21 protein-coding genes are annotated in these 23297 nt (G+C 58.8%); 16 read left to right on the top strand and 5 right to left on the bottom strand.

Going from position 1 to position 23297, the window contains the following annotated elements; all coding sequences use genetic code 11:
- Nucleotides 1-2 precede the first annotated feature (2 nt).
- A complete protein-coding gene (ung, locus tag K8I84_RS00825; RefSeq protein ID WP_223792827.1) occupies nt 3-731 on the top strand; it encodes a uracil-DNA glycosylase in 729 nt (242 codons plus the stop codon).
- A gap of 223 nt (nt 732-954) precedes the next feature.
- On the opposite strand, the gene K8I84_RS00830 is transcribed toward ung, so the two are convergent.
- The 4 genes from K8I84_RS00830 to nadB are packed head-to-tail and all read right to left on the bottom strand — an operon-like array spanning nt 955 to nt 4325.
- A complete protein-coding gene (locus K8I84_RS00830) occupies nt 955-1950 on the bottom strand; it encodes a YgfZ/GcvT domain-containing protein (protein ID WP_223792828.1) in 996 nt (331 codons plus the stop codon).
- A complete protein-coding gene (locus K8I84_RS00835; RefSeq protein ID WP_223792829.1) occupies nt 1943-2425 on the bottom strand; it encodes a hypothetical protein in 483 nt (160 codons plus the stop codon). The genes K8I84_RS00830 and K8I84_RS00835 overlap by 8 nt, the downstream gene beginning before the upstream one ends.
- Complete coding sequence (locus K8I84_RS00840; protein WP_223792830.1) at nt 2409-2672, bottom strand: succinate dehydrogenase assembly factor 2; 264 nt, start codon at nt 2670-2672, stop codon at nt 2409-2411. Before K8I84_RS00840 ends, K8I84_RS00835 begins: the two co-directional genes overlap by 17 nt.
- A gap of 48 nt (nt 2673-2720) precedes the next feature.
- Nucleotides 2721-4325, bottom strand: coding sequence for an L-aspartate oxidase (nadB, locus tag K8I84_RS00845; protein ID WP_223793703.1), 1605 nt, complete (start codon nt 4323-4325; stop codon nt 2721-2723).
- Between the two features lie 133 nt (nt 4326-4458).
- Here nadB and rpoE point away from each other — a divergent pair, with 133 nt between their 5' ends.
- From rpoE to pdxJ, 13 genes are all read left to right on the top strand, one after another.
- The gene (gene rpoE / locus K8I84_RS00850; RefSeq protein WP_411722634.1) at nt 4459-5145 is read left to right on the top strand and encodes an RNA polymerase sigma factor RpoE; all 687 of its coding nucleotides are present in this window, start codon (nt 4459-4461) and stop codon (nt 5143-5145) included.
- Nucleotides 5146-5160: 15 nt separating this feature from the next.
- Nucleotides 5161-5706, top strand: a complete 546-nt coding sequence (locus K8I84_RS00855) for a sigma-E factor negative regulatory protein (protein WP_223792831.1) — start codon at nt 5161-5163, stop codon at nt 5704-5706.
- Between the two features lie 11 nt (nt 5707-5717).
- On the top strand, nt 5718-6749 hold the full coding sequence (locus tag K8I84_RS00860) for a MucB/RseB C-terminal domain-containing protein (protein WP_223792832.1): 1032 nt from the start codon (nt 5718-5720) through the stop codon (nt 6747-6749).
- Entirely contained in the window at nt 6739-7188 is a 450-nt protein-coding gene (locus K8I84_RS00865) for a SoxR reducing system RseC family protein (protein ID WP_223792833.1), read from the top strand. Before K8I84_RS00860 ends, K8I84_RS00865 begins: the two co-directional genes overlap by 11 nt.
- 148 nt (nt 7189-7336) lie before the next feature.
- Nucleotides 7337-8755, top strand: a complete 1419-nt coding sequence (locus tag K8I84_RS00870) for a DegQ family serine endoprotease (RefSeq protein WP_223793705.1) — start codon at nt 7337-7339, stop codon at nt 8753-8755.
- A 125-nt stretch (nt 8756-8880) separates the two neighbouring features.
- Nucleotides 8881-11607 (top strand): EAL domain-containing protein, encoded by a 2727-nt coding sequence (locus tag K8I84_RS00875; RefSeq protein WP_223792834.1) that lies wholly within the window; start codon nt 8881-8883, stop codon nt 11605-11607.
- Between the two features lie 105 nt (nt 11608-11712).
- The gene (gene lepA / locus K8I84_RS00880; protein ID WP_223792835.1) at nt 11713-13515 is read left to right on the top strand and encodes a translation elongation factor 4; all 1803 of its coding nucleotides are present in this window, start codon (nt 11713-11715) and stop codon (nt 13513-13515) included.
- A gap of 15 nt (nt 13516-13530) precedes the next feature.
- On the top strand, nt 13531-14331 hold the full coding sequence (lepB, locus tag K8I84_RS00885) for a signal peptidase I (RefSeq protein WP_223792836.1): 801 nt from the start codon (nt 13531-13533) through the stop codon (nt 14329-14331).
- A gap of 27 nt (nt 14332-14358) precedes the next feature.
- The gene (locus K8I84_RS00890) at nt 14359-14748 is read left to right on the top strand and encodes a DUF4845 domain-containing protein (RefSeq protein WP_223792837.1); all 390 of its coding nucleotides are present in this window, start codon (nt 14359-14361) and stop codon (nt 14746-14748) included.
- Nucleotides 14745-15434: a ribonuclease III gene (gene rnc / locus K8I84_RS00895; protein ID WP_223792838.1), complete on the top strand. Its 690-nt coding sequence runs from the start codon at nt 14745-14747 to the stop codon at nt 15432-15434. Before K8I84_RS00890 ends, rnc begins: the two co-directional genes overlap by 4 nt.
- A complete protein-coding gene (gene era / locus K8I84_RS00900) occupies nt 15434-16351 on the top strand; it encodes a GTPase Era (RefSeq protein ID WP_223792839.1) in 918 nt (305 codons plus the stop codon). The genes rnc and era overlap by 1 nt, the downstream gene beginning before the upstream one ends.
- Before the next feature lie 7 nt (nt 16352-16358).
- Entirely contained in the window at nt 16359-17087 is a 729-nt protein-coding gene (recO, locus tag K8I84_RS00905; RefSeq protein ID WP_223792840.1) for a DNA repair protein RecO, read from the top strand.
- On the top strand, nt 17077-17817 hold the full coding sequence (gene pdxJ, locus K8I84_RS00910) for a pyridoxine 5'-phosphate synthase (protein ID WP_223792841.1): 741 nt from the start codon (nt 17077-17079) through the stop codon (nt 17815-17817). The genes recO and pdxJ overlap by 11 nt, the downstream gene beginning before the upstream one ends.
- Nucleotides 17818-17847: 30 nt before the next feature.
- Here the strand turns inward: pdxJ and K8I84_RS00915 are convergent, their stop codons facing one another.
- Nucleotides 17848-20736 (bottom strand): ATP-binding protein, encoded by a 2889-nt coding sequence (locus K8I84_RS00915; RefSeq protein WP_223792842.1) that lies wholly within the window; start codon nt 20734-20736, stop codon nt 17848-17850.
- A gap of 236 nt (nt 20737-20972) precedes the next feature.
- Here K8I84_RS00915 and cysM point away from each other — a divergent pair, with 236 nt between their 5' ends.
- Nucleotides 20973-21866 carry a cysteine synthase CysM gene (gene cysM / locus K8I84_RS00920; protein WP_223792843.1) on the top strand — a complete coding sequence of 298 codons (894 nt, stop codon included), beginning with the start codon at nt 20973-20975 and terminating at the stop codon, nt 21864-21866.
- Nucleotides 21867-21892: 26 nt separating this feature from the next.
- Nucleotides 21893-23242 (top strand): 23S rRNA (uracil(1939)-C(5))-methyltransferase RlmD, encoded by a 1350-nt coding sequence (gene rlmD, locus K8I84_RS00925; protein WP_223792844.1) that lies wholly within the window; start codon nt 21893-21895, stop codon nt 23240-23242.
- Nucleotides 23243-23297: the final 55 nt, after the last annotated feature.

The following is a 23297-nucleotide window of genomic DNA, read 5'->3' on the forward strand; positions in this document are numbered from 1 at the left end:
CCATGCATCCGGTCGAGGCTCTGGCAAATCAGCTCAGGCCTGACCGGGGCTGGTCCGAACACCTTGCCCCGGAGTTCCGCGAGCCCTACATGCATAGGCTTGCGGAATTCCTGGCTCAGGAAGAGCAGGCGGGCAAGGTGCTGTTTCCCTCCAGCAAGCACTGTTTTAACGCCCTCAATACCACGTCACTGGACAAGGTATCCGTGGTGATTCTGGGGCAGGACCCCTACCACGGCCCGGGACAGGCCCATGGCCTTTGCTTCTCGGTGCGGCCGGAGGTGCCTGCGCCACCGTCTCTGGTGAATATATTCAAGGAAATCCAGGCGGACCTGGGTATTTCACCGCCGGATCATGGCTGCCTTCAGCCCTGGGCAGAAGAGGGCGTGTTGTTGCTTAACAGCGTGCTGACGGTGGTTCAGGGGCAGGCTGGCGCTCACCAGGGACAAGGCTGGGAACGCTTTACCGATAAGGTGGTGGAAACCATCAATCGGGAACGCGACGGCGTGGTCTTCCTGCTTTGGGGCAGTTACGCCCGCAAGAAAGGTCTGCACATTGACCGGAGCCGGCACTTCGTTCTGGAAGGGCCGCATCCCTCGCCGCTCAGTGCCTATCGCGGCTTCTTCGGTTGCAAGCATTTCTCTCGCGCCAATGAGTGGTTGCAGCAAAAAGGGCGGCAACCCATCAACTGGGCGCTACCCTCCAGAGCCGATCTGCTGGCTCGTTATCAGTAGCTGAACTTACTGACGCGGGGGCATGGCTGCTTCCATCTTGGCGCCCAGATCGTCCTGGCACGTATCCATGTCTGCGTGATCGAACGTCGTTCAGGTTTTTGACGGCGGCGATGCTGTTAAACCGTAGGCTGCCACAAATGCCGATTGAACGAGCGCCAATGTCCGCATTTTTTCGCAACGAAAGAACAGCTTATGGCAAGTCTGGCCTTGGCTTTCTGCAGACTTATGTATCTGTTCGTGCGGGCGGCGTTTGCTCTGTAACGGCGTAGGGAAGTGGCAGTGGTTCGAGTGAGTGATCGGGTGCGTCTTCTGCGCGGAGCGCCTTCACATCGGCATCGTGCCGGACCACCGCCAGCAGCTCGCAACGGCCGTTTTCGTACTGGATGGCATTGACCACAGTTCCGACGGAGCGATCACCGGCGAGCAGGGCAGAACCCGGTGTGGGCGCTGTGGCTGCGTCGTTCAGCGCAAAACGAAACAGGCTTTTTTTGAGCTGCCCGAGAAAGTGCATTCGTGCAATGACTTCCTGTCCGGTATAGCAGCCCTTCTTGAAATGGACGCCACCCAAATGCTGCCAGTTGAGCATCTGGGGAACAAACTCTTCCTGTGTAGCGGGACTCAGAATCGCGACTCCCGCTGCCACTTCCGTGGCCTGCCAGTCCGCGAGAGAGTGCTCCTGGAGGTTGGCGAATTCGATCGCACCGGTCAGGCACCACAGCTCAAAACGCGGCAGACCCTCTGCGGTAGGTTCCACCCGAATGAGGCAGCCTTCCTTTATCTCTAGGGTATCGCCGGGGGCTTTTAGTTCTGGCAGGCGATCACCGGCCAGAACGCTGGCCGCATCAGTCCCGAACAGGCCCAGTATGCGGCTCTCCGATTCTATACTGGCGGAGGTGCCGCGGAACAGCATCAGATACTTTTGCAGGTGAGCAAGCGTGCCGTCAGCCAGAGCGGCGGGTAAGTCGAGGAGGATGTCGTCGCCTTCCCGGACCATTCGGGTCAGGCAGTAGGCTCGACCCTTGGGATTGGCCGCAGCCGCACGGGGGGAGTAGCCAGGCACCACTTCGGCCAGGTTCTGGCTGAACTGGCCTTGCAAAAACGGGTCTGTCCCCGTGCCGCTGACTCGAATGATCACCCGGTCCGTGAGTGCCGCCCAGCCGGATTCCGGCCGGGGAATCTGTGCGGTGGTCGGGGAAACCGGTGCCTGTGTGTCAGTCATTCGTTGCTCCAGTTCGGGTCGTTAGGGTGTGCTGGCCGAGTCTTAGCCAGACTCGCAGTCGACGGTATTCGTTGCCGGGTACGTTCCCATGGCAGATCGTGCCGCCGTCAATCAGGATGGCGGAATACGCTCTGACAGTGGAGTCGTTCGCCCGAAGTTTCAAGAGGGACAGGCGTCTGCCGAGTCTGCTGGCGGGGGATGGTGACACCGGCTTGCGCTCACCACTGTCCAGTTGGGCGTAAAGCTGGCCCTGTTCCAGCAGGAGTGAGGTGACGGCAGTCTTGCCTTTCAGTTGCCCCATACGGCGGAAGTAAATCCAGGCGCCACAGAGTGCCGCGGGTACCGCGCCCAGAAACCAGGGAATGCGGGTGTAGCCAACGACAATGAGAAAAGCTGCGATGGCCAGCCAGGGTAGTGCGGCGACTACCCCGGACAGTATGGATGGGCGCAGTGGCAGCTCAATCCGGTTGAACACGGTTGAGAATCATGTCCACGATGCGCTGAAGGTCGGGATCGGCCGGACGGCTCCGCTGCATGAACCACTCGAACATGTCCGTGTCCTCACAGCTGAGCAGCTTCTGGTAACGGGCCTGGTCTTCCGCAGGAAGGTCACGGTAGACCTCCTCGATAAACGGAATCAGCAGCACATCGAGTTCCAGCATGCCGCGCCGGCTGTGCCACCAGAGGCGGTTGAATTCGGAGTTGTCTGAAGGTGCGGACATAGTTACTTCCATCAGGTTGGATAAATTTCCAGGGTTCGAAGCCCCGGGTCAGGGGGCAAGCGTTCGGTAGGTGGTTGGCACCAGAACGGTATCCCCGGCTTCGCTGCTCAGTCCGGGATAGTCGAGGGTATAGTGCAGACCACGGCTTTCCTTTCGTTGCAGGGCCGAGCAGATAATCAGGTCTGACACCGTGACCAAATTACGCAGTTCCAGCAGATCGTTGGATACCCTGTAGTTACTGTAGAACTCGCCGATTTCACTGGACAGCAGATCCACCCGGTGCTTGGCACGCTGCAGTCGTTTGGTGGTTCTGACAATGCCGACGTAGTCCCACATGAAATGGCGCAGCTCGTCCCAGTTGTGGGAAATTACAACATCCTCGTCGGAATCACGCACCTGGCTTTCATCCCAGTCGGGAGCGTCTGGCGCCGACGGCACGGCAGACTCCCGGCTGGCAATATCCGCTGCGGCCGCGCGACCGTATACCAGGCATTCCAGCAGGGAGTTGCTGGCCATACGGTTGGCGCCGTGCAGGCCGGTGAACGCGGCCTCTCCAACCACGTACAGGTCGTTTACATCGGAGCGAGCGTGGTCATCGGTCATGATGCCGCCACAGGTGTAATGGGCGGCAGGTACCACCGGGATCGGGTCTTGGGTGATATCGATGCCAAAGCCAAGGCACTTCTCGTAGATGGTCGGGAAGTGGCGCTGGATAAAGTCGGCTGGCTTGTGGCTGATGTCCAGGTACAGGTGGTCGGCACCCAGACGCTTCATCTCATGGTCAATGGCGCGGGCAACAATATCCCGGGGTGCCAGTTCGGCCCGGTCGTCGAATCGATCCATGAAGCGGCTGCCGTCGGGCAGCCTCAACAGGCCGCCTTCGCCCCGAACCGCCTCGGTAATCAGGAACGACTTGGCATGGGGGTGGTACAGACAGGTCGGGTGGAACTGGTTGAACTCCATGTTGGCCACCCGGCATCCGGCCCGCCAGGCCATGGCGATTCCGTCGCCGGAGGCACCGTCCGGATTGGTGGTGTACCGGTAGGCCTTGGAGGCGCCGCCGGTGGCGATGACCGTGAACCGGGCGCGAAACAGCTCAACGTGATTGTCCTCAAGGTTCAGGACATAGGCACCAACACAGCGATTGCCGGGCAGGTTCAGCTTGCGATGGGTAATCAGGTCAATGGCCACCCGGCCGGACTGTAGCTTGATATTGGCCCGGGCCGCGGCCTGTTCCGCCAGAGTGGTCGATACCGCGTGGCCGGTGGCATCTGCCGCGTGGATGATTCTCCGGCGGCTATGCCCACCCTCGCGGGTCAGGTGGAAGCCGGCGTTTTCATCTCGCGTAAAGTTGACGCCGGAATTGACCAGCCAGTCGATGCTTTCCCGGCCGTGTTCGACGGTAAAGCGGACGGCGTCCTCATGACACAAACCCGCGCCAGCGGCCAGGGTGTCCCTGACGTGATCTTCGGTGGAGTCATCGTCGTCCAGGACGGCGGCAATACCACCCTGGGCCCACAGCGTGGCCCCGCTGGTGATATCGGTCTTGCTGAGCACGCAGACACGCAAATGCTCGGGCAGGTTCAGGGCGACGGTCAGGCCGGCGGCACCACTGCCAATGATAAGAACGTCGTATTCGAAGGACTGTGGCATCGGGTTGTGATCGAGGGGCATAATGTGGATGCCTATTGAACTAAACTTTGTCCGTGCTGTCTATTTGGCCTGACAGTAAAGGCCTCTGACGCGGTCCAAGACATCGCGTGCCTGAAAACGCCGGACAGCTACTATGATTCAAAAAGCGCTCACGAAGACCGGCGAGCCGGTCAGGATAACAGGGAAGCCCGGCACATTCTCCATGACTCCCGACGAAGATCAGCGACAGGGCAGCGTTCCTGACAGCCAGACTGACCTGCAACTCGTGCGCAAGGTGCGCAACGGGGAGCGTTCTGCGTTCGATCTGCTGGTACTGAAATACCAGTCGAGGGTTGCCTCCATCATCAGTCGCTACGTGTACGACAGTCAGGAAGTCATGGACCTGACTCAGGAAACGTTCGTCAAAGCGTATCGGGCTCTCGACCGTTTCCGGGGTGACAGCGCGTTCTACACCTGGCTGTACCGGATTGCGGTCAATACCGCCAAGAATTTCCTGGAATCCCGGGGCCGAAGGCCGCAAGGCAGCGCCGATGTTGCCGAGGCGGAAACCTTTGAGGATGGCCAGCGTCTTCGTGATGTTGCCTCACCTGAGCGCCTTTTGCAGCGCCAGGAGTTGCAGGCCGAACTGCAGAATGCGATCGAGCACCTGCCAGAGGAACTCCGCTCGGCGTTTCTGCTTCGTGAGTACGAAGGCTTAAGTTACGAAGATATAGCGCGGATTCTTGAGTGCCCGATCGGTACGGTGCGTTCCCGCATCTTCCGTGCGCGGGATGCGGTTGATCGGCAGCTCGGACCGCTGCTCAATCATTCAGTGACATGATCAAGGTTGCTTCTTATGGATGATCGTCTCAGAGAAACACTATCGGCGATGATGGATGACGAAGCGGACGAGCTGTCTGTCAGACGCCTGCTGTCCCACGACGGGCAGAGCGAAGTCCGTGATCAGTGGCAGCGTTGGCAGCAGGTGCGCTGCCTGATGCATAGCAGGCCTTCGCCGGTCGACGGCTTCGATGTGAGCTATGGTGTCTGGCAGGCCCTGGAGGGCAAGCCGGTGCCCGGAATTCCAAAGGGTGGCGAGCGTTCGGCACCCCGAACCCGCTGGCAGTGGCCGGCGGTTGCCATGGTGGCGCTGGCCCTTGTGGTCGGATTCGGAGCCGGGGCCAACTGGGAAGCCCTGGACGCGCCCGCCGTTCCGGCGGTGGTAGCCTCCGAAGATCCGGTTGAAAAGGCACCGGAAGTCACTCTGCAGGGGCTGGATCAGGCCCAGTGGGATCATATGAGCCGGTATCTGCTGGAGCACGCACAGCACAACAGCGTGGCTGCCGGTCGCGGTGCCGTTGGCTATGCGCGTCTGGTAAGTGTGTCTGGTGGCGGTTATTGATGAGGTTGAGCATGGAGCAACAGGCGGACACTGATGGACACCCAACCGGCAACGACTATATACGCTGGCCGCTATTAACCCTTCTGTTTTTTCTCATATTACCCCTGAGGGCCGAGGAGCTGACCGCGGACCAGTGGCTTGAACGACTGGGACCCGCCCTGAATATGACCTCTTATCGGGGCGTCTTTGTATACGGGCGAGGCAGTCAGATGCACTCCCTGCAAATTGCCCATCGGTATCGGGATGGTATGGTGCAGGAACGCCTGGTTCTCCAGGATGGCGGCGGAGGCGAAATTGTTCGTAAAGGCATGGAAGTGGTCTGCGTACTGCCCCGTCGGGGGCAGGTCCGGCTGGATCAGGTTATTCCGTCGGGGCCTTTTGCCGAAGCCTACGCCGGTACCGGTGTCTCCATGAATCGCTGGTACACCGCGGAGCTTGCCGGCGAGGGGCGGGTTGCCGGGTATCCGGTTGTCGTGATTACCCTGACAGCCAAGGATGGACATCGGTACAGCCATCGTCTCTGGCTGGAAAAGAAGACCGCATTGCTGGTGAAAGGGCAAATAGGGTATCCGGACGGGACGGTGCTGGAGCACTTCCAGTTCACCAGCCTGGAGATCACCAACGATATTGCGGATGAGGAGTTTGAGATTCTGAGCAAGGGGCAGGAAGTGACCATTCCGCTCGAGGGCGACTCCGCATCAGCAGGTGAGCTGGCGGCGTCCGATGGCTGGAGCCTTGACTGGTTTCCCGATGGTTTTATGGTCGCAGCCACGCCTCGCTCAGGGCGTGGGCAGGCGATTGCCTATTCCGATGGCATCTCTGCCTTTTCCGTGTTTGTCGAGCCGGAGGGGGATGTTCAAATGCCGACCGGAGTCTCCCGAATCGGTGCAACGACCGTTTACATGCGGGCGCTGGAGATAAGTGGAGGTCGGTATCAGGTCACGGTGGTAGGCGAGATTCCTCCGGACACCGCGCGGCAGGTGGCCGAGTCGGTACGCGTAGAGGATGCGCTGGCGTTGAATGAGGTAGTTGATGATAACTGAGACCGGAAAAGTTGTGGCTGTGAAAGACGGTCGCGTCTGGGTGCAAACCATTCGCCAGAGCGCCTGCAGTACTTGCTCGGCACGCAGTGGGTGTGGTCAGCGAGTGCTTGCCGCGGCGACATCCGGTCGGGCCAATCAGGTGCTGGTCACGAATTCGGTGAACGCTGTTGTCGGGGATGAGGTGACTCTGGGCATTGATGAGCGGGCCCTGCTTGGCGCATCCATGCTGGCCTACGCCATTCCGCTGGTGTTGCTGGTTGTTGCCAGCGTGGCCGGCCATAGTCTATCCGGGGGGGAGGATCTTTGGGCCATAGTCGGCGCCGTTCTCGGGCTCGGCGCTGGCTTTTTCATCGGACGGGGGCTCCACGCCCGTTCAGGGGACGCTTATGAGCCAAGGCTGTTGCGGGTGAACCGGATTCCATCAGGCGCTGGCAGGTAGTTGCCGTGCAAACCCTACCGTTTTGTAAGTTGAAAAACAGTCCAGTCAACTCAAGATTACGTTTTGGGTATTGAAAACAAGGGAGTATGTCATGCCGAGACTAATTACTGCGGCTGTCCAGCCTGCACCCGCGCTCCGGGCCCAGGCTATGTTCGGGGCGCTGCTCATGCTGTCTTTATTGGTTTTGAGTGCCTGGAGTTCCAGCGCAGGTGCCCGGGGGCTGCCGGACTTCACCGATCTGGTGGAGGATAACTCCAGTGCTGTGGTCAACATCAGTACCACAGCTGCCCCCCAGAAAGGCAACACGTTCGGGTTGCCCTTCAATGAACGTGAATTTGAGGAATTGCCCGAATTCTTCCAGGACTTTTTCCGGCGTGGTCCCCGGGGTGATTTCGGCGGTCCGGGCGGTAACCGGCCTCCCCGCCAGTCAATGGGCTCTGGGTTTATTGTTTCTTCCGATGGCTACATCCTGACGAACAACCACGTTGTGGAAGGTGCTGAAGAGATCATTGTGCGCCTGAGTGATCGCCGGGAATTGCCTGCCAAGCTCGTGGGTACGGACCCCCGGTCCGACCTGGCGGTTCTGAAATTGAGCGATGGCGATGACCTGCCGGTGGTTCAGGTCGGCCGTTCGGAAGATCTGGAAGTTGGTGAATGGGTGTTTGCCATTGGTTCGCCATTCGGCTTCGACTACACGGTAACCGCTGGCATTGTCAGCGCTCTGGGGCGGTCCCTGCCGTCAGAAAACTACGTGCCATTTATCCAAACTGACGTGGCCATCAACCCCGGAAATTCCGGTGGTCCTCTGTTTAACCTGGATGGCGAGGTGATTGGTATCAACTCTCAGATCTACACCCGTTCCGGTGGCTTCATGGGGGTATCCTTCGCAATTCCGATCGACGATGCGATGAACGTGTTCCGTCAGATTCGTGATAACGGTCGTGTGGCCCGTGGCTGGCTCGGTGTGCTGATTCAGGAAGTGAACCGGGATCTGGCTGAGAGTTTCGGCCTGAAGCGTCCTCGCGGTGCGCTGGTTGCTGAGGTGATCGATGGTTCTCCCGCGCAGGCGGCTGGTCTGCAGTCGGGTGATATCGTGCTGGAATACGAAGGTGAGAATATCCAGCTTTCGTCCGATTTACCGCCGAAAGTTGGCCGCACGCCCATTGGGGAAACGGCCACGCTGACGATACTTCGCCGCGGTGAGGAAATGGAGCTGGGCGTGAAGATCGGTGCCTTGCCCGAACAGGGTGGTGAGTTGGCGGCTGCGCCGTCCGAGGGTGGTCCGGCCTCCTCGTCCGCACCGCTGGGCCTGACCGTAGAGCCCATTCCGAGGGAGTTTGCCGACTCACTTGGCGTCCAGGAGGGCGTGCTGGTTACTGAAGTGGCTCGCGGGCCAGCCTTCGAGGCGGGCATTCGCCAGCGAGACGTCATTACTGAGATCAACCGGGAAACCGTGTCCTCCGTGGCTGACTTCCGGAATGTGGTCGAATCGCTACCCGAGGGAAAGGCTGTTTCGGTGCGTGTGGTCAGGGAAGGGCGTGCTCTTTATCTCGTCATGAAGCCCTGATCGAGCCAAATTAGGAAGGCGTCTGAAGCTGAGCCCCCGGCTGGTGTCAAAAACGACACTTCCGGGGGCTTTTGTTATACTTGCTCGCATTTCAAGCAGAGCGGCCAGGGATTGGAACAGACCAGATGACGAAGAAAAAGGATCTCACGACAGGGCAACTGCTGTCCTTGCGTCATGGATGGGCAGCGTGGCTGGTGTTGGCTGTTGCTCTTGGGGCTACCGTCCTGTTGTGGCAGTTGTCGATTCGTCTGGTTGAAGACCGCACTGAAGCCCGTTTCCGTACCCAATCCCTGCAGCTCAAAACCGCCATTGAAGAGCGTCTTCTCAACTACGAACAGGTGCTCGCTGGCGGTGCGGGACTGTTCTCCGTGACTGGAAGCGTCACCCGCGATGAGTGGCGAGAATACATTGAGAAGGTCGATATCAATCGGTATTACCCCGGCATACAGGGCATCGGTTACGTGCGCAGGATTGATGTACGGGACATGGCCGATCACATCGCCTTTGTTCGCGCCAACGGCATTCCCGGTTATCTGGTTCGCCCCCTGGGTACCGGTCCGGACTATTACCCCATGGTTTATCTCGAGCCAGGTACCGATCGCAATCGTCGAGCCCTGGGCTACGACGCGTTCAGCGACCCGGTGCACCGCGAAGCCATGGAGCGGGCGCGGGACGAGGCGGCTCCGATGGTTACCGGCAAGCTGGTGCTGGTGCAGGAAGAGCTGGCTGAGGATCAGGCAAGCTTTCTCATGTACTACCCCGTGTACCAGGGAGGGGAGGCTCCGAGTAACCGCACAGAACGCCGGATGATGCTGTCTGGCTACGTATTCAGTGCGTTTCGGATGAATAATTTGATCGACGGTATCGTTGGTCTGATTTCGCCGTTTCTCGATGTCCGTATTTACGACGAGGGGGTCCCCGAGAAGGACTTCCTGATGTATGGCTCCAACCTCGGGTCGCTGGACGAGCTTTTCAGTTTCCAGATGAACCAGACTGTCTCTGCCGGCGGTCGTGACTGGTTGCTCCAGACCCGCTCCACGCCAGCGTTTGATTACCTGGCGTCGGATCCACGCCCGTCCATCGTGCTGGGCAGTGGTGCCGCCATCAGTGCACTGTTGTTTCTGTTGGTTCTGGCATTGATTCGCTCCCGTCTCATGGCGCAGGTGAGTGCGGGTCGCTATCGGGCGATCACCGAGGGTGCGGCAAACGTCACCCTGGTGATGGATCGCGAGGGACGTGTGACCTTTGCCAGCCCCTCCAGCTACGACATCCTGGGATTTGATCCGGCACAGCTTCCCTCGCTGGCGCTGGATCCGCTGGTGCACACCGATGACTGGCCGAAGTTGCAGGAGTGCTTCGAAGAAGCCGTGGGGCACTCGGGCCGTCCGGTGCCGGTTACCCGGGCACGTATTCGTGATGCCGGAGGAGAATGGCGTGAAATGGAGGGTACCTTCACCGCCATGCTGGCGACGCCGGGGGTCAACGGCGTTGTACTGAGCCTGCGGGATCTCACGCAGTTGAAAGCGGCGCAATCTGAATTGCATCGCCTGGCGTTCTACGACCCGCTGACCGGACTGGCCAATCGTCAGCTGTTGCGAGACCGGTTGAAGCATGTGGTGACTGGCAGCCGTCGGTCCGGAGAAACGGCGGCGCTGATGCTGTTGGATCTGGACGGATTCAAGAGAATCAATGACACCCTTGGTCATGACGCAGGTGACGAATTGCTGTGCCAGATTGCACGCTGGCTGGAAGGCGGTGTCCGGGAAGACGATTCGGTGGCACGGCTGGGTGGCGATGAGTTTGTGGTTCTTTTGTCCCGAGTTGGCGGGCCGGAAGACGCAGGCCGGGTGGCCGGGGGCATCCTGGAGCGTTTGTGTCAGCGGGTGCGGTTGAACGATCACGAGGTCGCAGTCACCGTTAGCATCGGTATCACCATGATCCCGGACGATAGCGAAGATCCGGTCACCCTGATGAAATACGCCGATCTGGCTATGTACAAAGCGAAGGAGCTGGGGCGCAATAACTTCCAGTTCTTCACTCCGGCCATGAACATCAAGGCCGCCCGCCGAATGCTGCAGCAAGAAGAACTTACCTCGGCGCTGAACGAGGATCGTTTTGTCCTGCACTACCAGCCCAAGGTGGATCTGGCCTCCGAGCGGGTGATAGGGGTTGAGGCGCTCTTGCGTTGGCACCATCCCGAGAAGGGTCTGGTTCCGGCGAGTCAGTTTATCGGACTCGTGGAGGAAACCGGGATGATCGTGCGACTTGGTGAGATGGCGTTGCGCCAGGCCTGCATCCAGGTGCAGGCGCTGGAACGGGCGGGCTTCGAGTCACTGAAAATGGCCGTCAACCTCTCGGTGCGCCAGCTGATGGATAACGGTTTTCTCGACATGGTGCGGCAGGTCATTACTGAAACCGGGGTGTCGCCAGATCGTCTGGAACTGGAACTTCCGGTTCAGCTTCTGAATGAAGATGCCCGAACCGTCAGGGAAGTGCTGGTGGCACTGCACGATCTCGGTGTGTGCCTGATCCTGGATGATTTTGGTACGGGTACCTGTTCACTGGTGGCGCTTCAGCAGCTGCCTCTGGATGTGGTCAAGATCGACCACGAGTTCATTCGAGATATTCCCTACAACGTCAGCGCTACTGATGTGGCGTCCGCGGTCATTGCTCTTGCCCACAAACTACACCTGACTATCGTGGCTGAAGGCGTGGAAACGCCCCAGCAGCTGAGCTTCCTGAAAACGTCCGGTTGCTCCCAGTGCCAGGGTAATCTGTTCAGCTACCCACTCGACGAGGATACCCTGATCGGTTTCCTGATCCGGCAGTACGAGAAGCCCCTCATCTCCTGATCATGGCAATGCGGGCCGGTAACCGGTAAAATCACGCCTTTGCCGGCCTCCGGCAGCGGCCTGTCTGGGCCCAATTCTTCGTCCAATTGTGAGTACGCATCATCTGTGAGTGAACTGAGCCGAATCCGTAACTTCTCCATCATTGCCCACATTGACCACGGTAAGTCGACCCTGGCAGATCGCTTTATCCAGATCTGCGGCGGCCTGACAGACCGTGAAATGGCGGAGCAGGTGCTGGACTCCATGGATCTGGAACGAGAGCGAGGGATCACCATCAAGGCGCAGAGCGTGACGCTCAATTACAAGGCGCGGGATGGTCATGAATACAAGCTGAACTTTATCGACACACCCGGGCACGTGGACTTCTCCTACGAGGTTTCACGCTCTCTCTATGCGTGTGAGGGGGCGTTACTGGTGGTGGATGCGGGCCAGGGCGTGGAGGCTCAGTCGGTCGCGAACTGCTATACCGCCATCGAGCAGGGGCTGGAAGTGGTTCCGGTGCTCAACAAGATGGATCTGCCGCAGGCCGAGCCGGAGCGGGTTGCTGCCGAAATCGAGGATATTATCGGCATTGAGGCCGTTGACGCGGTGAAATGCAGCGCCAAAAGTGGCTTAGGCGTCGAGGATGTGCTGGAAGACCTGATCAAGCGCATTCCACCTCCCAAGGGCGATCGCCAGGCTCCCCTGCAGGCGCTGATTATCGATTCCTGGTTCGATAATTACCTCGGTGTTGTGTCTCTGGTTCGTGTCACCGAAGGCACCCTTCGCAAGGGCGACAAGATTGTCATGAAATCGACGGGCCGTGTATGGGGCGTCGACAAGGTGGGCATCTTCAACCCGAAGCAGACAGATACCGGCATCCTGGAGGCCGGTGATGTCGGTTTTGTGGTGGCCGGTATCAAGGATATCCACGGCGCGCCGGTGGGCGATACCATCGTGCACCAGAAGCATGCGGAACAAACGCCGATGCTGCCGGGCTTCCAGAAGATCAAACCCCAGGTATACGCTGGCCTGTTCCCGGTCAGTGCGGACGATTACGACGATTTCCGCGATGCCCTGGAAAAGCTAACCCTCAACGATGCTTCCCTGTTCTTCGAGCCGGAAAATTCTGACGCTCTCGGGTTTGGTTTCCGCTGTGGTTTCCTGGGCATGCTCCACATGGAGATTATCCAGGAGCGTCTTGAGCGCGAATACGATATTGACCTCATCACCACCGCGCCAACGGTGATCTATGAAGTTATCACCAAGCAGGGTGAGACCCTGTCGGTCGACAACCCCTCGCGGCTGCCGGATATTGGCTCCATCGAAGAGATGCGAGAACCCATCGTGGAGGCCAACATCCTTGTGCCTCAAGAACATCTGGGGAATGTGATTGCGCTGTGCGAAGAGAAACGTGGCGTACAGAAAAACATGCACTTCATGTCATCCCAGGTGCAACTGACTTACGAGCTGCCGATGGCGGAAGTAGTGATGGATTTCTTCGACCGAATCAAGTCGGCGAGTCGGGGTTTTGCCTCACTGGACTACCATTTTGTGCGGTTCCAGCCGGCGAACCTGGTGCGCCTGGATGTGCTGATCAACGGCGATCGGGTGGATGCGCTGGCACTGATCGTTCACAAGGACCAGTCCCATTACAAAGGACGCCAGCTCATCGAAAAGATGAAAGAGCTGATTCCCCGTCAGATGTTTGATATCGCCATTCAGGCGGCCATCGGCACTCAGGTGGTGTCCCGGGTAACCGTCAAGGCGTTACGCAAGAACGTAACGGCCAAGTGTTATGGTGGTGACGTGAGTCGGAAGAAAAAGCTTCTACAGAAGCAGAAAGAAGGCAAGAAGCGCATGAAGCAGTTGGGCAATGTCGAAGTGCCTCAGGAAGCGTTTCTGGCGGTATTGCAAGTGGACAAATAACAAAAAGGCTTCTGGATGGATATTGATTTTCCCCTGGTGCTGGTAGTTCTGACCTTCGCAACGGGTCTGATCTGGCTGGCGGATAAACTGTTTTTACGGGAGCGGCGTCTGGCCGCGGCTCGTGCTGGTCAGCCAGCGGACTCTGCAGCCGTAGCAGGGGAAGGCGAGGAGCCCAAGGAACCCTACCTGGTTGACCTGAGCCGCTCGTTTTTTCCGGTACTGGCCATCGTACTGGTCTTGCGGTCGTTCCTGGTAGAACCGTTCCAGATTCCTTCCGGGTCCATGCTTCCGACTTTGGAAGTGGGCGACTTTATTCTTGTTAACAAGTACGCCTACGGCCTTCGGCTGCCCGTAGCCGGCACCAAGGTGGTCGAGTTGGGCGATCCGGAACGCGGTGATGTGATGGTCTTCCGTTACCCTCAGGATGGTTCAACCAACTACATTAAGAGGGTCGTAGGGCTGCCGGGGGATGAAATCCGTTACCGGGACAAGCAGCTGTTTATCAACGGTGACAAGGTCGAAAGCCAGTTTATTGCCCGATTGCCGCCGGTGGAACTCCGCCGGGAGGACCTGGGTGATCTCGAGCATGATATTTTCCTGACCATGGGGCGCCCGGGTGTCGAAGGCGAGGGTGAATGGGTTGTGCCAGAGGGTCATTACTTTGTCATGGGTGATAATCGGGACAACAGCAACGACAGCCGGTACTGGGGGACTGTCCCGGACGAGCTTGTGGTTGGAAAGGCATTTGCGATCTGGATGCACTGGAAATCGCTGACCAGTCTGCCGTCCTTTGATCGCGTAGGTGGTATCGAATAATTCCAACGAGTCTGGAGTGCAGTAAACATGAACGAAAATAAAATCTCTGGCATTGGACGTCAGCGTGGTGCTTCTGGCCTGACCATGATGGTCATGGTGCTTTTCTTCGGCGGCTTGCTGACCCTGGTGATCAAGCTCGGTCCTGCGTATATGGATGACTATACGATTCAACAGACTCTGGAGGGCCTGGAAGGTACCAAGGGACTTTCCAAGATGGGGCCTGCCCAGGTGCACGCCCTGATTAATAAGCGCCTGAGCGTAAATAACGTCCGAACCCTCGAGAAAGAGGCCATTACCGTCGAGAAAAACGGCGAGTTGGTTGCTCTGCTTGTTGATTACGAAGTCAGGACAAACCTGTTCCGCAATGTGGATGCGGTCGTCCACTTCAAACACGATTACGAGATGAAGGGCCAGTGAGTTCGCAACCGGATCTTGATCAGCTTCAGCGGCGCATCGGGTATCAGTTCAAAGAGCCCGAGCGTCTGACGCTGGCGCTCACCCACCGCAGTTACGGCAATCAGAACAATGAGCGGCTGGAGTTCCTTGGGGACTCCATCGTGAATATGGTGATTGCCGAGTACCTGTACTGCCATTTCGAAAAGGCTCGCGAAGGGCAGCTCAGCCGCCTGCGTGCCAGAATGGTCAAGGGTGTGACCCTGGCTGAGATCGGCCGGGAATTCCAGCTGGGACAATACCTCAGGCTGGGTTCCGGCGAGCTGAAAAGCGGCGGATTCCGGCGGGAGTCGATTCTGGCCGATGCGGTTGAGTCCATTATCGGTGCTATTTACCTCGACAGTGATTTCGAGACCTGCCGGGAAAAGGTGCTGCACTGGTTTACGCAGCGGCTCCAGAATCTGGACTTGCAGGATACCCAGAAAGATCCAAAAACACGCCTTCAGGAATACTTGCAGTCCCGGCAGTTTCCGTTGCCTCGGTACGATGTGATCTCGGTAGATGGCGAGGCCCACAATCAGACTTTCCATGTCTCGTGCGCCCTGCCGTCACTGGACAGGAAAACCACCGGCACCGGCAGCAGTCGACGAATCGCCGAGCAGCAGGCGGCCCGCAATGCCCTGAAAGAACTGGGCGTGGAGACCTCGTAATGAACGATATTACCCGACCGGACAACCCTGACAGTCGTTGTGGATTTGTAGCCATCGTGGGCCGTCCCAACGTGGGCAAGTCCACCCTGCTGAACCATATCCTCGGACAGAAGCTCAGCATCACCTCCCGCAAGCCTCAAACCACGCGGCATCAGGTCCTTGGCATCAAGACCGATGGTCCGGTGCAGGCGATCTATGTCGACACGCCGGGGATGCATGAGGAAGAACCCCGCGCACTGAACCGGTATATGAACAAGGCTGCAACCTCGGCTTTGATCGATGTGGATGTTGTCGTGTTCGTTGTTGACGAGATGAACTGGACCGCTGGTGACGAGATGGTTTTGGAGAAGCTCAGTCGCCTCAAGTGCCCGGTCATCCTTGCAGTCAACAAGATCGACAAGCTCGAAAAGCGTGAGGCGATGCTGCCCCATCTCGAGATGCTGTCGAAGAAACGGGATTTTGCCGAGATCATCCCCCTGTCTGCCCTGAAGGAAAATAATCTGGAACCGCTGGAAGAGGCGGTGGGGCGTTACCTGCCCCAGAGTATCCACTTCTACCCGGACGACCAGATTACTGACCGTAGTGAGCGTTTCCTGGCCTCGGAGATCGTGCGGGAGAAAATCACCCGCCAGTTGGGGGCGGAGTTGCCTTATTCGGTGGCCGTGGAAATTGAAGAATTCAAACACCAGGGCAAGACCCTGCACATTTCCGCGCTGATCCTGGTCGAGCGGGAAGGGCAGAAAAAGATCATGATCGGAGATAAGGGCGAGCGTCTGCGCCGTATCGGGCAGGAAGCCCGGACCGACATGGAGAGGCTGTTTGGCAGCAAGGTCATGTTACGCCTGTGGGTCAAGGTCAAGCGTGGCTGGGCAGACAGCGATCGGGCCCTGAAAAGCCTTGGCATGAACTCCAACTGAGGCCCGAATGCGCGGGACAGTGCACCAGGAGCCTGCCTATGTGATTCACCGCCGGCCCTGGCGTGAATCCAGTCTGCTGGTTGAACTGTTCACCCTGAACGCCGGGCGTGTCGCGCTGATCGCACGGGGAGCTAGCAGCGCCAGGAGCCCGCTCAAGGCGCAGCTCCAGCCCTTCCAGCCCCTGCTGGTTGACTGGACCGGGCGGGGAGAGCTGAAAACCCTGACCAGTGTCGAGGTTCGCCGTGGCCCCGCGCCAACGCGCACGGCTTCGCTGTACAGCGGCCTCTACCTGAACGAGCTTCTCCAGCGCGCTCTTCCCGTCGCCGACCCTCATCCCAAGGTGTTTGCTGCCTACATCGATGCCATTTCAGCGCTGGCGGATGCGACCGATGTCGAGCCGGTCTTGCGGCGATTTGAGGCGGCGTTCGCCGAAGCCTTGGGCTATGGTTTTGCGTGGGACCTGGCCACCGACGTGGGGCAACCTGTCTTGCCCGAGCAAAGCTATGGCTATGATCCGGAGCAGGGGATTGTTTTGAATGCGGGGCCGGGAACCCGGTTACAAAACCTGCCTGGAGAAGCGCTTCTGGCACTTGCTCGGGGCGAATTGGAACAAGCCTTGTGCCGGCAAACCGCAAAGCGCGTTATGCGGGTGCTGACGGACCATCTCCTGCAAGGCAAACCACTGCATAGTCGGACATTATTCACCCACCTTCGGGGAGAACGGAATGAATCCTAGAGTTTTACTGGGCGTAAATATCGACCATGTGGCCACACTGCGACAGGCCCGTGGCACCCGCTATCCGGATCCGGTTCAGGCCGCGATCCTGGCTGAGGAAGCCGGCGCTGACGGAATTACCATTCATCCGAGGGAAGACCGTCGCCACATCCAGGATCGGGATGTCCTCATGTTGAGAGACATTCTGCAGACCAAGATGAATCTGGAAATGGCGGTGACCGATCCCATGCTGGCGTTTGCCGAGCAGGTTCGTCCCGAATGTGTGTGCCTGGTGCCTGAAAAGCGGGAGGAGCTGACCACCGAAGGGGGGCTCGATGTCATTGGGCAGGAGAACCGCGTTGCCCGGGCCTGTGAGCGTCTGGCTGGCTTTGGTGCTGAGGTGTCGCTGTTTATTGATCCGGACCCGGACCAGATTGATGCGGCGGTACGCTGTGGTGCTCCGGTGATTGAACTGCACACCGGCGAGTACGCCGAGGCGAAAACACCGGAAGAACTGGAGAAAACCCTGAAGGTGATTGCCGATGCGGTGGTCTATGCCCATTCGCAGGGGCTCATCGTCAATGCTGGCCATGGTCTGCATTACCACAACACCGAACAGGTTGCCGCGATTCCTCACATCAACGAGTTGAACATCGGCCATGCCATTATTGCCCGCGCTGTGTTCACCGGGCTGAAAGAGGCGGTTCGTGAAATGAAGGGGATTCTGGACCGGGCGCGGGGGCTGGGCTGACCGGCCTCCCACCCATCCATACGCGGGAAATCAGGTGCTTTCCTCTGTTTCCGGTCGTTGTTCCCTGAACAGTTGCTGCCAGTCGGTTTGATCGCTCCAGATCTGTAGCCGCTCCATGGCGGATACGAGCTGCGCCTTGTGGTGCTCAAGGTCCGGTGCGTGTCGTTTCAACGCAGTCTCAAGCCGGTTGGCTGCCGCACGAAGTTCCGGCACACCGCAGTAACGGGTTGCTCCGTGCAGCTTGTGTACGCAGTCAAGGAGCCCCTCCAGATCGTTGTTGTCCCAGAGTTCCTCAACCCGATCGCGGTCCAGTTCCATTTGCTCCAGAAGCATGCTGAACAGCTCTTCCGCCAGATCGGTTTTGCCAGCTGCAAGTTGAATGCTTTCCTCGATACTGACGCAGTCCTGCTGCATTTTCCGGGCCGAGGGGCGAATCGACAGGTGGGTGTCTCGCACTTCGGGTACCCGACAGTGCTCAGAGACCGGTGTGTTCCCATGGCACACGTATCCGGTGTATTCCCGGATGATGTCCACCAGCTGAGCGCTGCTGATGGGCTTGGGCATATAGCCGTCAAAACCCTGCTGAACAAGGCGTTCCTGTTCATCGGCCAGGGTGTGGGCGGTCAGGGCGATGATGGGCGTTCGGTGTGACGCCGGATCCATTTCCCGCAGCCGGGCGGTGGTTTCAACGCCATCCATGCCGGGCATCTGCAAGTCCATGAACACCAGGTCGAAGGGATTGCCCCGACTCTTGCTCAACGCTTCGAACCCGCTGGAGGCGCCCACGGCCTCGATCTGGTAGTCATCAAGCAGGGTCATGATGAGCTTGAGATTCGCCTCATTGTCATCCACAGCGAGGATCCTTGGTGCGGTTCCTCCTGGCAGCGGCTGAACGGGCGTCGTGGCTGCCAGCGACGTTCGGCCTGCGGAACTGACGCCATGAACAAGCAGCACAAGTTCATCGTAGAAGGTATCGCGGCACACGGGTTTGGTAATGTGCCCGCTGGCCAAGCCGGATAGCGGCGGGTCCTGGGTTTCCAGGGTGGGTGTCAGCAGCAGTGTCCGGCAATCCCGTTCGATCTCCAGGTTGCGCACCAGACCGCAATACTGGCTCGAGTTCAGCAGGTGCCGGGTAATGCCAATAATGGCGAGGGCGTAGCCGGCCTGATCTTTCTGTGCTTCCTCGATGCGTTCCTGCAGGGCCGCCGGCGAGTTCACCCGGTCCACTGTCATGCCCCAGTCACGCAGGAGGTGCTCAACGGCCAACCCGGTGGTCTGTTGTTGCTCCAGATAAATGACGCGTTCGCCTCGGAGCGAATCCTTGGGATCGATGGTGTCGCTGCCGGCGGCGATGTCCGAGGTCAGGGTAAACCAGAACGTCGAGCCCTTGCCCAGTTCGCTTTCCAGGCCGATCTTGCCGCCCATCTCCTCGACGAGTCGCTTGGAAATAGCCAGCCCCAGTCCCGTGCCGCCGTATTGACGAGCGGTGGAGGCATCCGCCTGACTGAACGCATTGAACAGGGATTGCTGCTGGGCGCGGGACAGCCCGACGCCAGAGTCGGTGATGCTGATGCGCAGGGTGACACGGCTGCCGTCTGCGGTTTCGCTTTCTTCTTCCAGGCTGGCGCGAAGGACAACCTCGCCGGTCTGGGTGAACTTGATGGCGTTATTCAGCAGGTTGGTGATGACCTGTTTCACCCGCAGCGGGTCGCCAAGAATGCCATCCGGTACGTCATTGTATACCAGCGGCACCAGATCCAGATTCTTGGTGTGGGCTGCCGGTGCCAGCATGGTCATGACCTCTTCCACCGTGTCCCGAATCTGGAAAGGCACCCGGTCCAGAATCAGCTTGCCGGCCTCGATCTTCGAGAAGTCGAGGATGTCATTGATGATGGTCAGCAGGATTTCCGACGACTTGCGAATGGTATTCAAGTGATCTCGTTGCTGGCGGGGTAGCGGGCTTTTGAGAAGCAACTCGGTGAAGCCAATGATCCCGTTCAGCGGCGTACGGATTTCATGGGACATATTGGCCAGGAATTCCGACTTGATGCGGCTGGCCTCCAGGGCTTCCTTGCGGGCGAAGTCCAACTCGATGTTCTGGATTTCGATGGTTTCCAGGGTTTCCCGAAGGTCTTCCGTGGCCTGGTCAATGTTCTGCTGCATTTCAGCCTGGGCCTGGCTCAATTCGGCTGCCATGGCGTTGAGCCCGGATTCCAGTTGCTCGAACTCCGGGCCGGCTTCCGTGTGAACCCGGGTGTCGAGCATGCCTTCTTTGAATTTTGCGACCGCTTCGTTCAATTCAAAGATCGGTGAGGTGAAGGCCCGGCTCAGGCGCAGTGCAACCGCAAGGCTGAGCCCCACACCTGCCAGAACCAGCAGTAGTGAAATCAGGAGCGCCTTATAAGTTTCCTTTTCGGTACGGATGTGGGACATCTCGACAGCGACCCAGCCCATGGGTGCCTGGGGCTGGGACATGGGTTGTCCGGCTTCCGGTGCCAGCATGGTCTCAATCATCAGGTCCTGCAGGAACACGGGGGTGATGAAGCGGGTGCTGTGCTCGAGCCGGAAGTTGGTGGCCGCTTCCCCTGAAAGCTCATCGGATGTCAGCGTATCCGACCCAACCGGCCCGGTGTGCAGCAGGCGGTTGCCTTCGCGATCAAAAAAGGTGATGGAGCGGACGTCCTGCTCCTCAAGCAGTGCTTTAGACAGACTGTTGAGGAGACTCCGGTTGGCGGTGAACAGCCCGTATTCGGAACCTGCGGCCAGCTGACGGGACAGGGACTCGCCCCGGTCTTTCAGCAGGCTTTCAATGTTGGTGACCCAGCTATACGTAAAGAACATCCCCAACATGAGTGTGGTGAGCAGGGTGGGAACCAGGGTTACCACCAGCACCTTTTTGCGAATGCCCCAGCGTCGCATAGTCTGATCCCGAATTCTTGTCTGGCCCTGAGCCTCTGGAAAGAAGTGCCCCGGACCTGCCTTCCCTGTCTTGACTGATTACCAGCAGGCGGCTGCGTTAACACGGCCTCCCGTGCCCACTGAAAAGTCGATACAGTTATAGCTGCCAGTCATGGATATAGCTAGAAGCTTTATTGGGAGATGGCGCTCATAACGCGTATCATGCCTACCTCAAAAGTGTACCACAGGGTAATGATATGAATTTCCCCACAATTGAAGATTATGTAGGGCATACCCCATTGGTTCGCCTGCAGCGTCTGCCGGGCGAGACCTCCAATATCATTCTGGCCAAGCTGGAAGGCAATAACCCTGCTGGATCGGTCAAGGACCGGCCGGCGTTAAGCATGATCCAGGAAGCCGAGCGTCGGGGCGCCATCCAGCCCGGCGATACGCTGATCGAAGCCACCAGTGGCAATACCGGCATCGCCCTGGCCATGGCAGCTGCCATCAAGGGTTACCGGATGGTTCTGATCATGCCTGCCAATATGAGCGAAGAACGACGCGCTTCCATGCGTGCCTACGGGGCAGAAATCGTGACGGTCAGTCAGGAAGAGGGCATGGAGGCGGCCCGTGATCTGGCCCAGCATATGGAGGCAATGGGTAAGGGCAAGGTGCTGGACCAGTTCAGCAACGAGGACAACCCTCTGGCCCATTACCGAACCACCGGCCCGGAAATCTGGCAGCAGACGGAGGGGCGTATCACCCATTTCGTCAGCTCCATGGGCACCACGGGCACCATTATGGGCGTGTCCCGTTACCTGAAAGAGCGTAATCCGGATATCCGAATTGTAGGCTTGCAGCCGAAAGAGGGTGCCTCCATCCCCGGTATCCGTCGCTGGCCCGAGGCTTACCTGCCGAAAATTTACGACGCCAGCCGCGTCGATCAGGTCATGGACATTGACCAGCAGGAAGCCGAAGACACCATGCGTGCCCTGGCCGCCGAGGAGGGCATTTTCTGCGGGGTGTCTTCCGGTGGGTCGATTGCTGCCGCCCTGAAACTGTCTCGCCAGGTTGAAAACGCCGTTATTGTTGCCATTATCTGTGATCGAGGCGACCGATACCTTTCCACCGGCGTCTTTCCCGGCGCCTGAACCACCGTCTAACCGAGAGTAGTTTTATGAGCAGACGACGCCGCAAGGCTCTACCGACGGAGCCTGTGCGCTGTTCCATCGAGACCCTGAGCCACGACGGCCGGGGCATTGCCCGTCAGGATGGCAAGACCCAGTTTGTCGACGGTGCCCTGCCGGGTGAGACCGTGATGGCCAAGATGGTATCCACCCGCAGCAAATTTGATGAATTGCGGGCTATCGAGCTACTGGAAAGCGTGCCGGAGCGTCAGGAATCCCCATGCGGCTTTGCTGACCTGTGTGGCGGATGCAGTCTCCAGCACATGAGCGGCGATGCCCAGATTCGGTTCAAGGAAGATACCCTCCGGGAGCATTTTGCCCACTTCGGAGGCATTGAGCCGGAAGAGTGGATTGCTCCCATGCGCTCCGACAACACCCTTGGCTACCGCCGAAAGGCCCGTCTGGGCGTGCGTTACGTGACGGCGCGGGAGTCTGTGCTGGTGGGCTTTCGCGAGAAGCGCAACAGCTTCCTGACCGACATCGATCGGTGTGTGGTGATGGATCCGCGCATTGGCGAGCGGATCATGCCTCTTCGGGAGATGCTGCACGAGCTGGAAGCCTACAAGCGGATTGCCCAGGTGGAGGTGGCTTGCGGCGACGATGTGGCGGCTATGGTCTTCCGAAATATGGATGAACTGAGCGAGTCAGATCGCACGCGCCTGATCGAGTTTGGAAAGGCCCACGATTTGCATATTTACCTCCAGCCGAAAGGGCCTGACACTGTTCACAGAATCTGGCCAGAGTCCTCCGGGCATGGGGATGAGCGACTAAGCTATCGGCTGGATGAGTTCGATCTCACCATGCAGTTCCATCCCATGGACTTCACCCAGGTCAATGCGGGTATTAACCAGAAGATGGTTCATCGAGCGGTCGATTGGCTCGACATTCAACCGGGTGAACGGGTGCTGGATCTGTTCTGCGGTCTGGGTAATTTTACCTTGCCGCTGGCGCGCAGGGGCGGCCAGGTGGTCGGGGTGGAAGGCGATGATGCCATGGTTGTTCGCGGACGCGAGAACGCGCAGCTGAACGGTCTGGACAACGTCAGCTTCCACGGCGCCGACCTGCATGGTGATTTCACCGGTCAGAGTTGGGCGAAAGAGGGCTTCGACAAGATTCTGATTGATCCGCCCCGGTCTGGCGCCGAGGAAATCTGCAAGTACCTGACAGCGTTCGGCGCCGGCCGAATCGTCTATGTTTCCTGTAACCCGGCAACGCTGGCCCGTGATGCCGGGGTCATGGTGCGCAATGGCTATCGGCTGGTGCGTGCCGGTGTGATGGATATGTTTCCCCACACCACCCATGTTGAGTCCATTGCTCTGTTCGAGCGGGACGCTTCCTAAAGGTAGTTCGCCCTATGGGATAATGGGCGGTAACAAACAGGGACAGCGAAAACGC

Origin of the sequence: Marinobacter sp. F4216 (assembly GCF_019931195.1) — a bacterium.
In the GTDB taxonomy this organism is placed as follows: Bacteria; Pseudomonadota; Gammaproteobacteria; order Pseudomonadales; family Oleiphilaceae; genus Marinobacter; species Marinobacter suaedae.

Bases quoted from the DNA above. Each gene is read 5' to 3' on its own strand.
- lepB (WP_223792836.1), top strand. From the start codon at position 13,531: ATGGATATTGATTTTCCCCTGGTGCTGGTAGTTCTGACCTTCGCAACG.
- K8I84_RS00840 (WP_223792830.1), bottom strand. From the start codon at position 2,672: ATGTCCGCACCTTCAGACAACTCCGAATTCAACCGCCTCTGGTGGCAC.
- rpoE (WP_411722634.1), top strand. From the start codon at position 4,459: ATGATTCAAAAAGCGCTCACGAAGACCGGCGAGCCGGTCAGGATAACA.
- K8I84_RS00915 (WP_223792842.1), bottom strand. From the start codon at position 20,736: ATGCGACGCTGGGGCATTCGCAAAAAGGTGCTGGTGGTAACCCTGGTT.
- rlmD (WP_223792844.1), top strand. From the start codon at position 21,893: ATGAGCAGACGACGCCGCAAGGCTCTACCGACGGAGCCTGTGCGCTGT.
- pdxJ (WP_223792841.1), top strand. From the start codon at position 17,077: ATGAATCCTAGAGTTTTACTGGGCGTAAATATCGACCATGTGGCCACA.
- ung (WP_223792827.1), top strand. From the start codon at position 3: ATGCATCCGGTCGAGGCTCTGGCAAATCAGCTCAGGCCTGACCGGGGC.
- K8I84_RS00830 (WP_223792828.1), bottom strand. From the start codon at position 1,950: ATGACTGACACACAGGCACCGGTTTCCCCGACCACCGCACAGATTCCC.
- K8I84_RS00865 (WP_223792833.1), top strand. From the start codon at position 6,739: ATGATAACTGAGACCGGAAAAGTTGTGGCTGTGAAAGACGGTCGCGTC.
- K8I84_RS00870 (WP_223793705.1), top strand. From the start codon at position 7,337: ATGTTCGGGGCGCTGCTCATGCTGTCTTTATTGGTTTTGAGTGCCTGG.
- K8I84_RS00875 (WP_223792834.1), top strand. From the start codon at position 8,881: ATGACGAAGAAAAAGGATCTCACGACAGGGCAACTGCTGTCCTTGCGT.
- cysM (WP_223792843.1), top strand. From the start codon at position 20,973: ATGAATTTCCCCACAATTGAAGATTATGTAGGGCATACCCCATTGGTT.
- K8I84_RS00855 (WP_223792831.1), top strand. From the start codon at position 5,161: ATGGATGATCGTCTCAGAGAAACACTATCGGCGATGATGGATGACGAA.
- K8I84_RS00860 (WP_223792832.1), top strand. From the start codon at position 5,718: ATGGAGCAACAGGCGGACACTGATGGACACCCAACCGGCAACGACTAT.
- era (WP_223792839.1), top strand. From the start codon at position 15,434: ATGAACGATATTACCCGACCGGACAACCCTGACAGTCGTTGTGGATTT.
- K8I84_RS00890 (WP_223792837.1), top strand. From the start codon at position 14,359: ATGAACGAAAATAAAATCTCTGGCATTGGACGTCAGCGTGGTGCTTCT.
- nadB (WP_223793703.1), bottom strand. From the start codon at position 4,325: ATGCCACAGTCCTTCGAATACGACGTTCTTATCATTGGCAGTGGTGCC.
- recO (WP_223792840.1), top strand. From the start codon at position 16,359: ATGCGCGGGACAGTGCACCAGGAGCCTGCCTATGTGATTCACCGCCGG.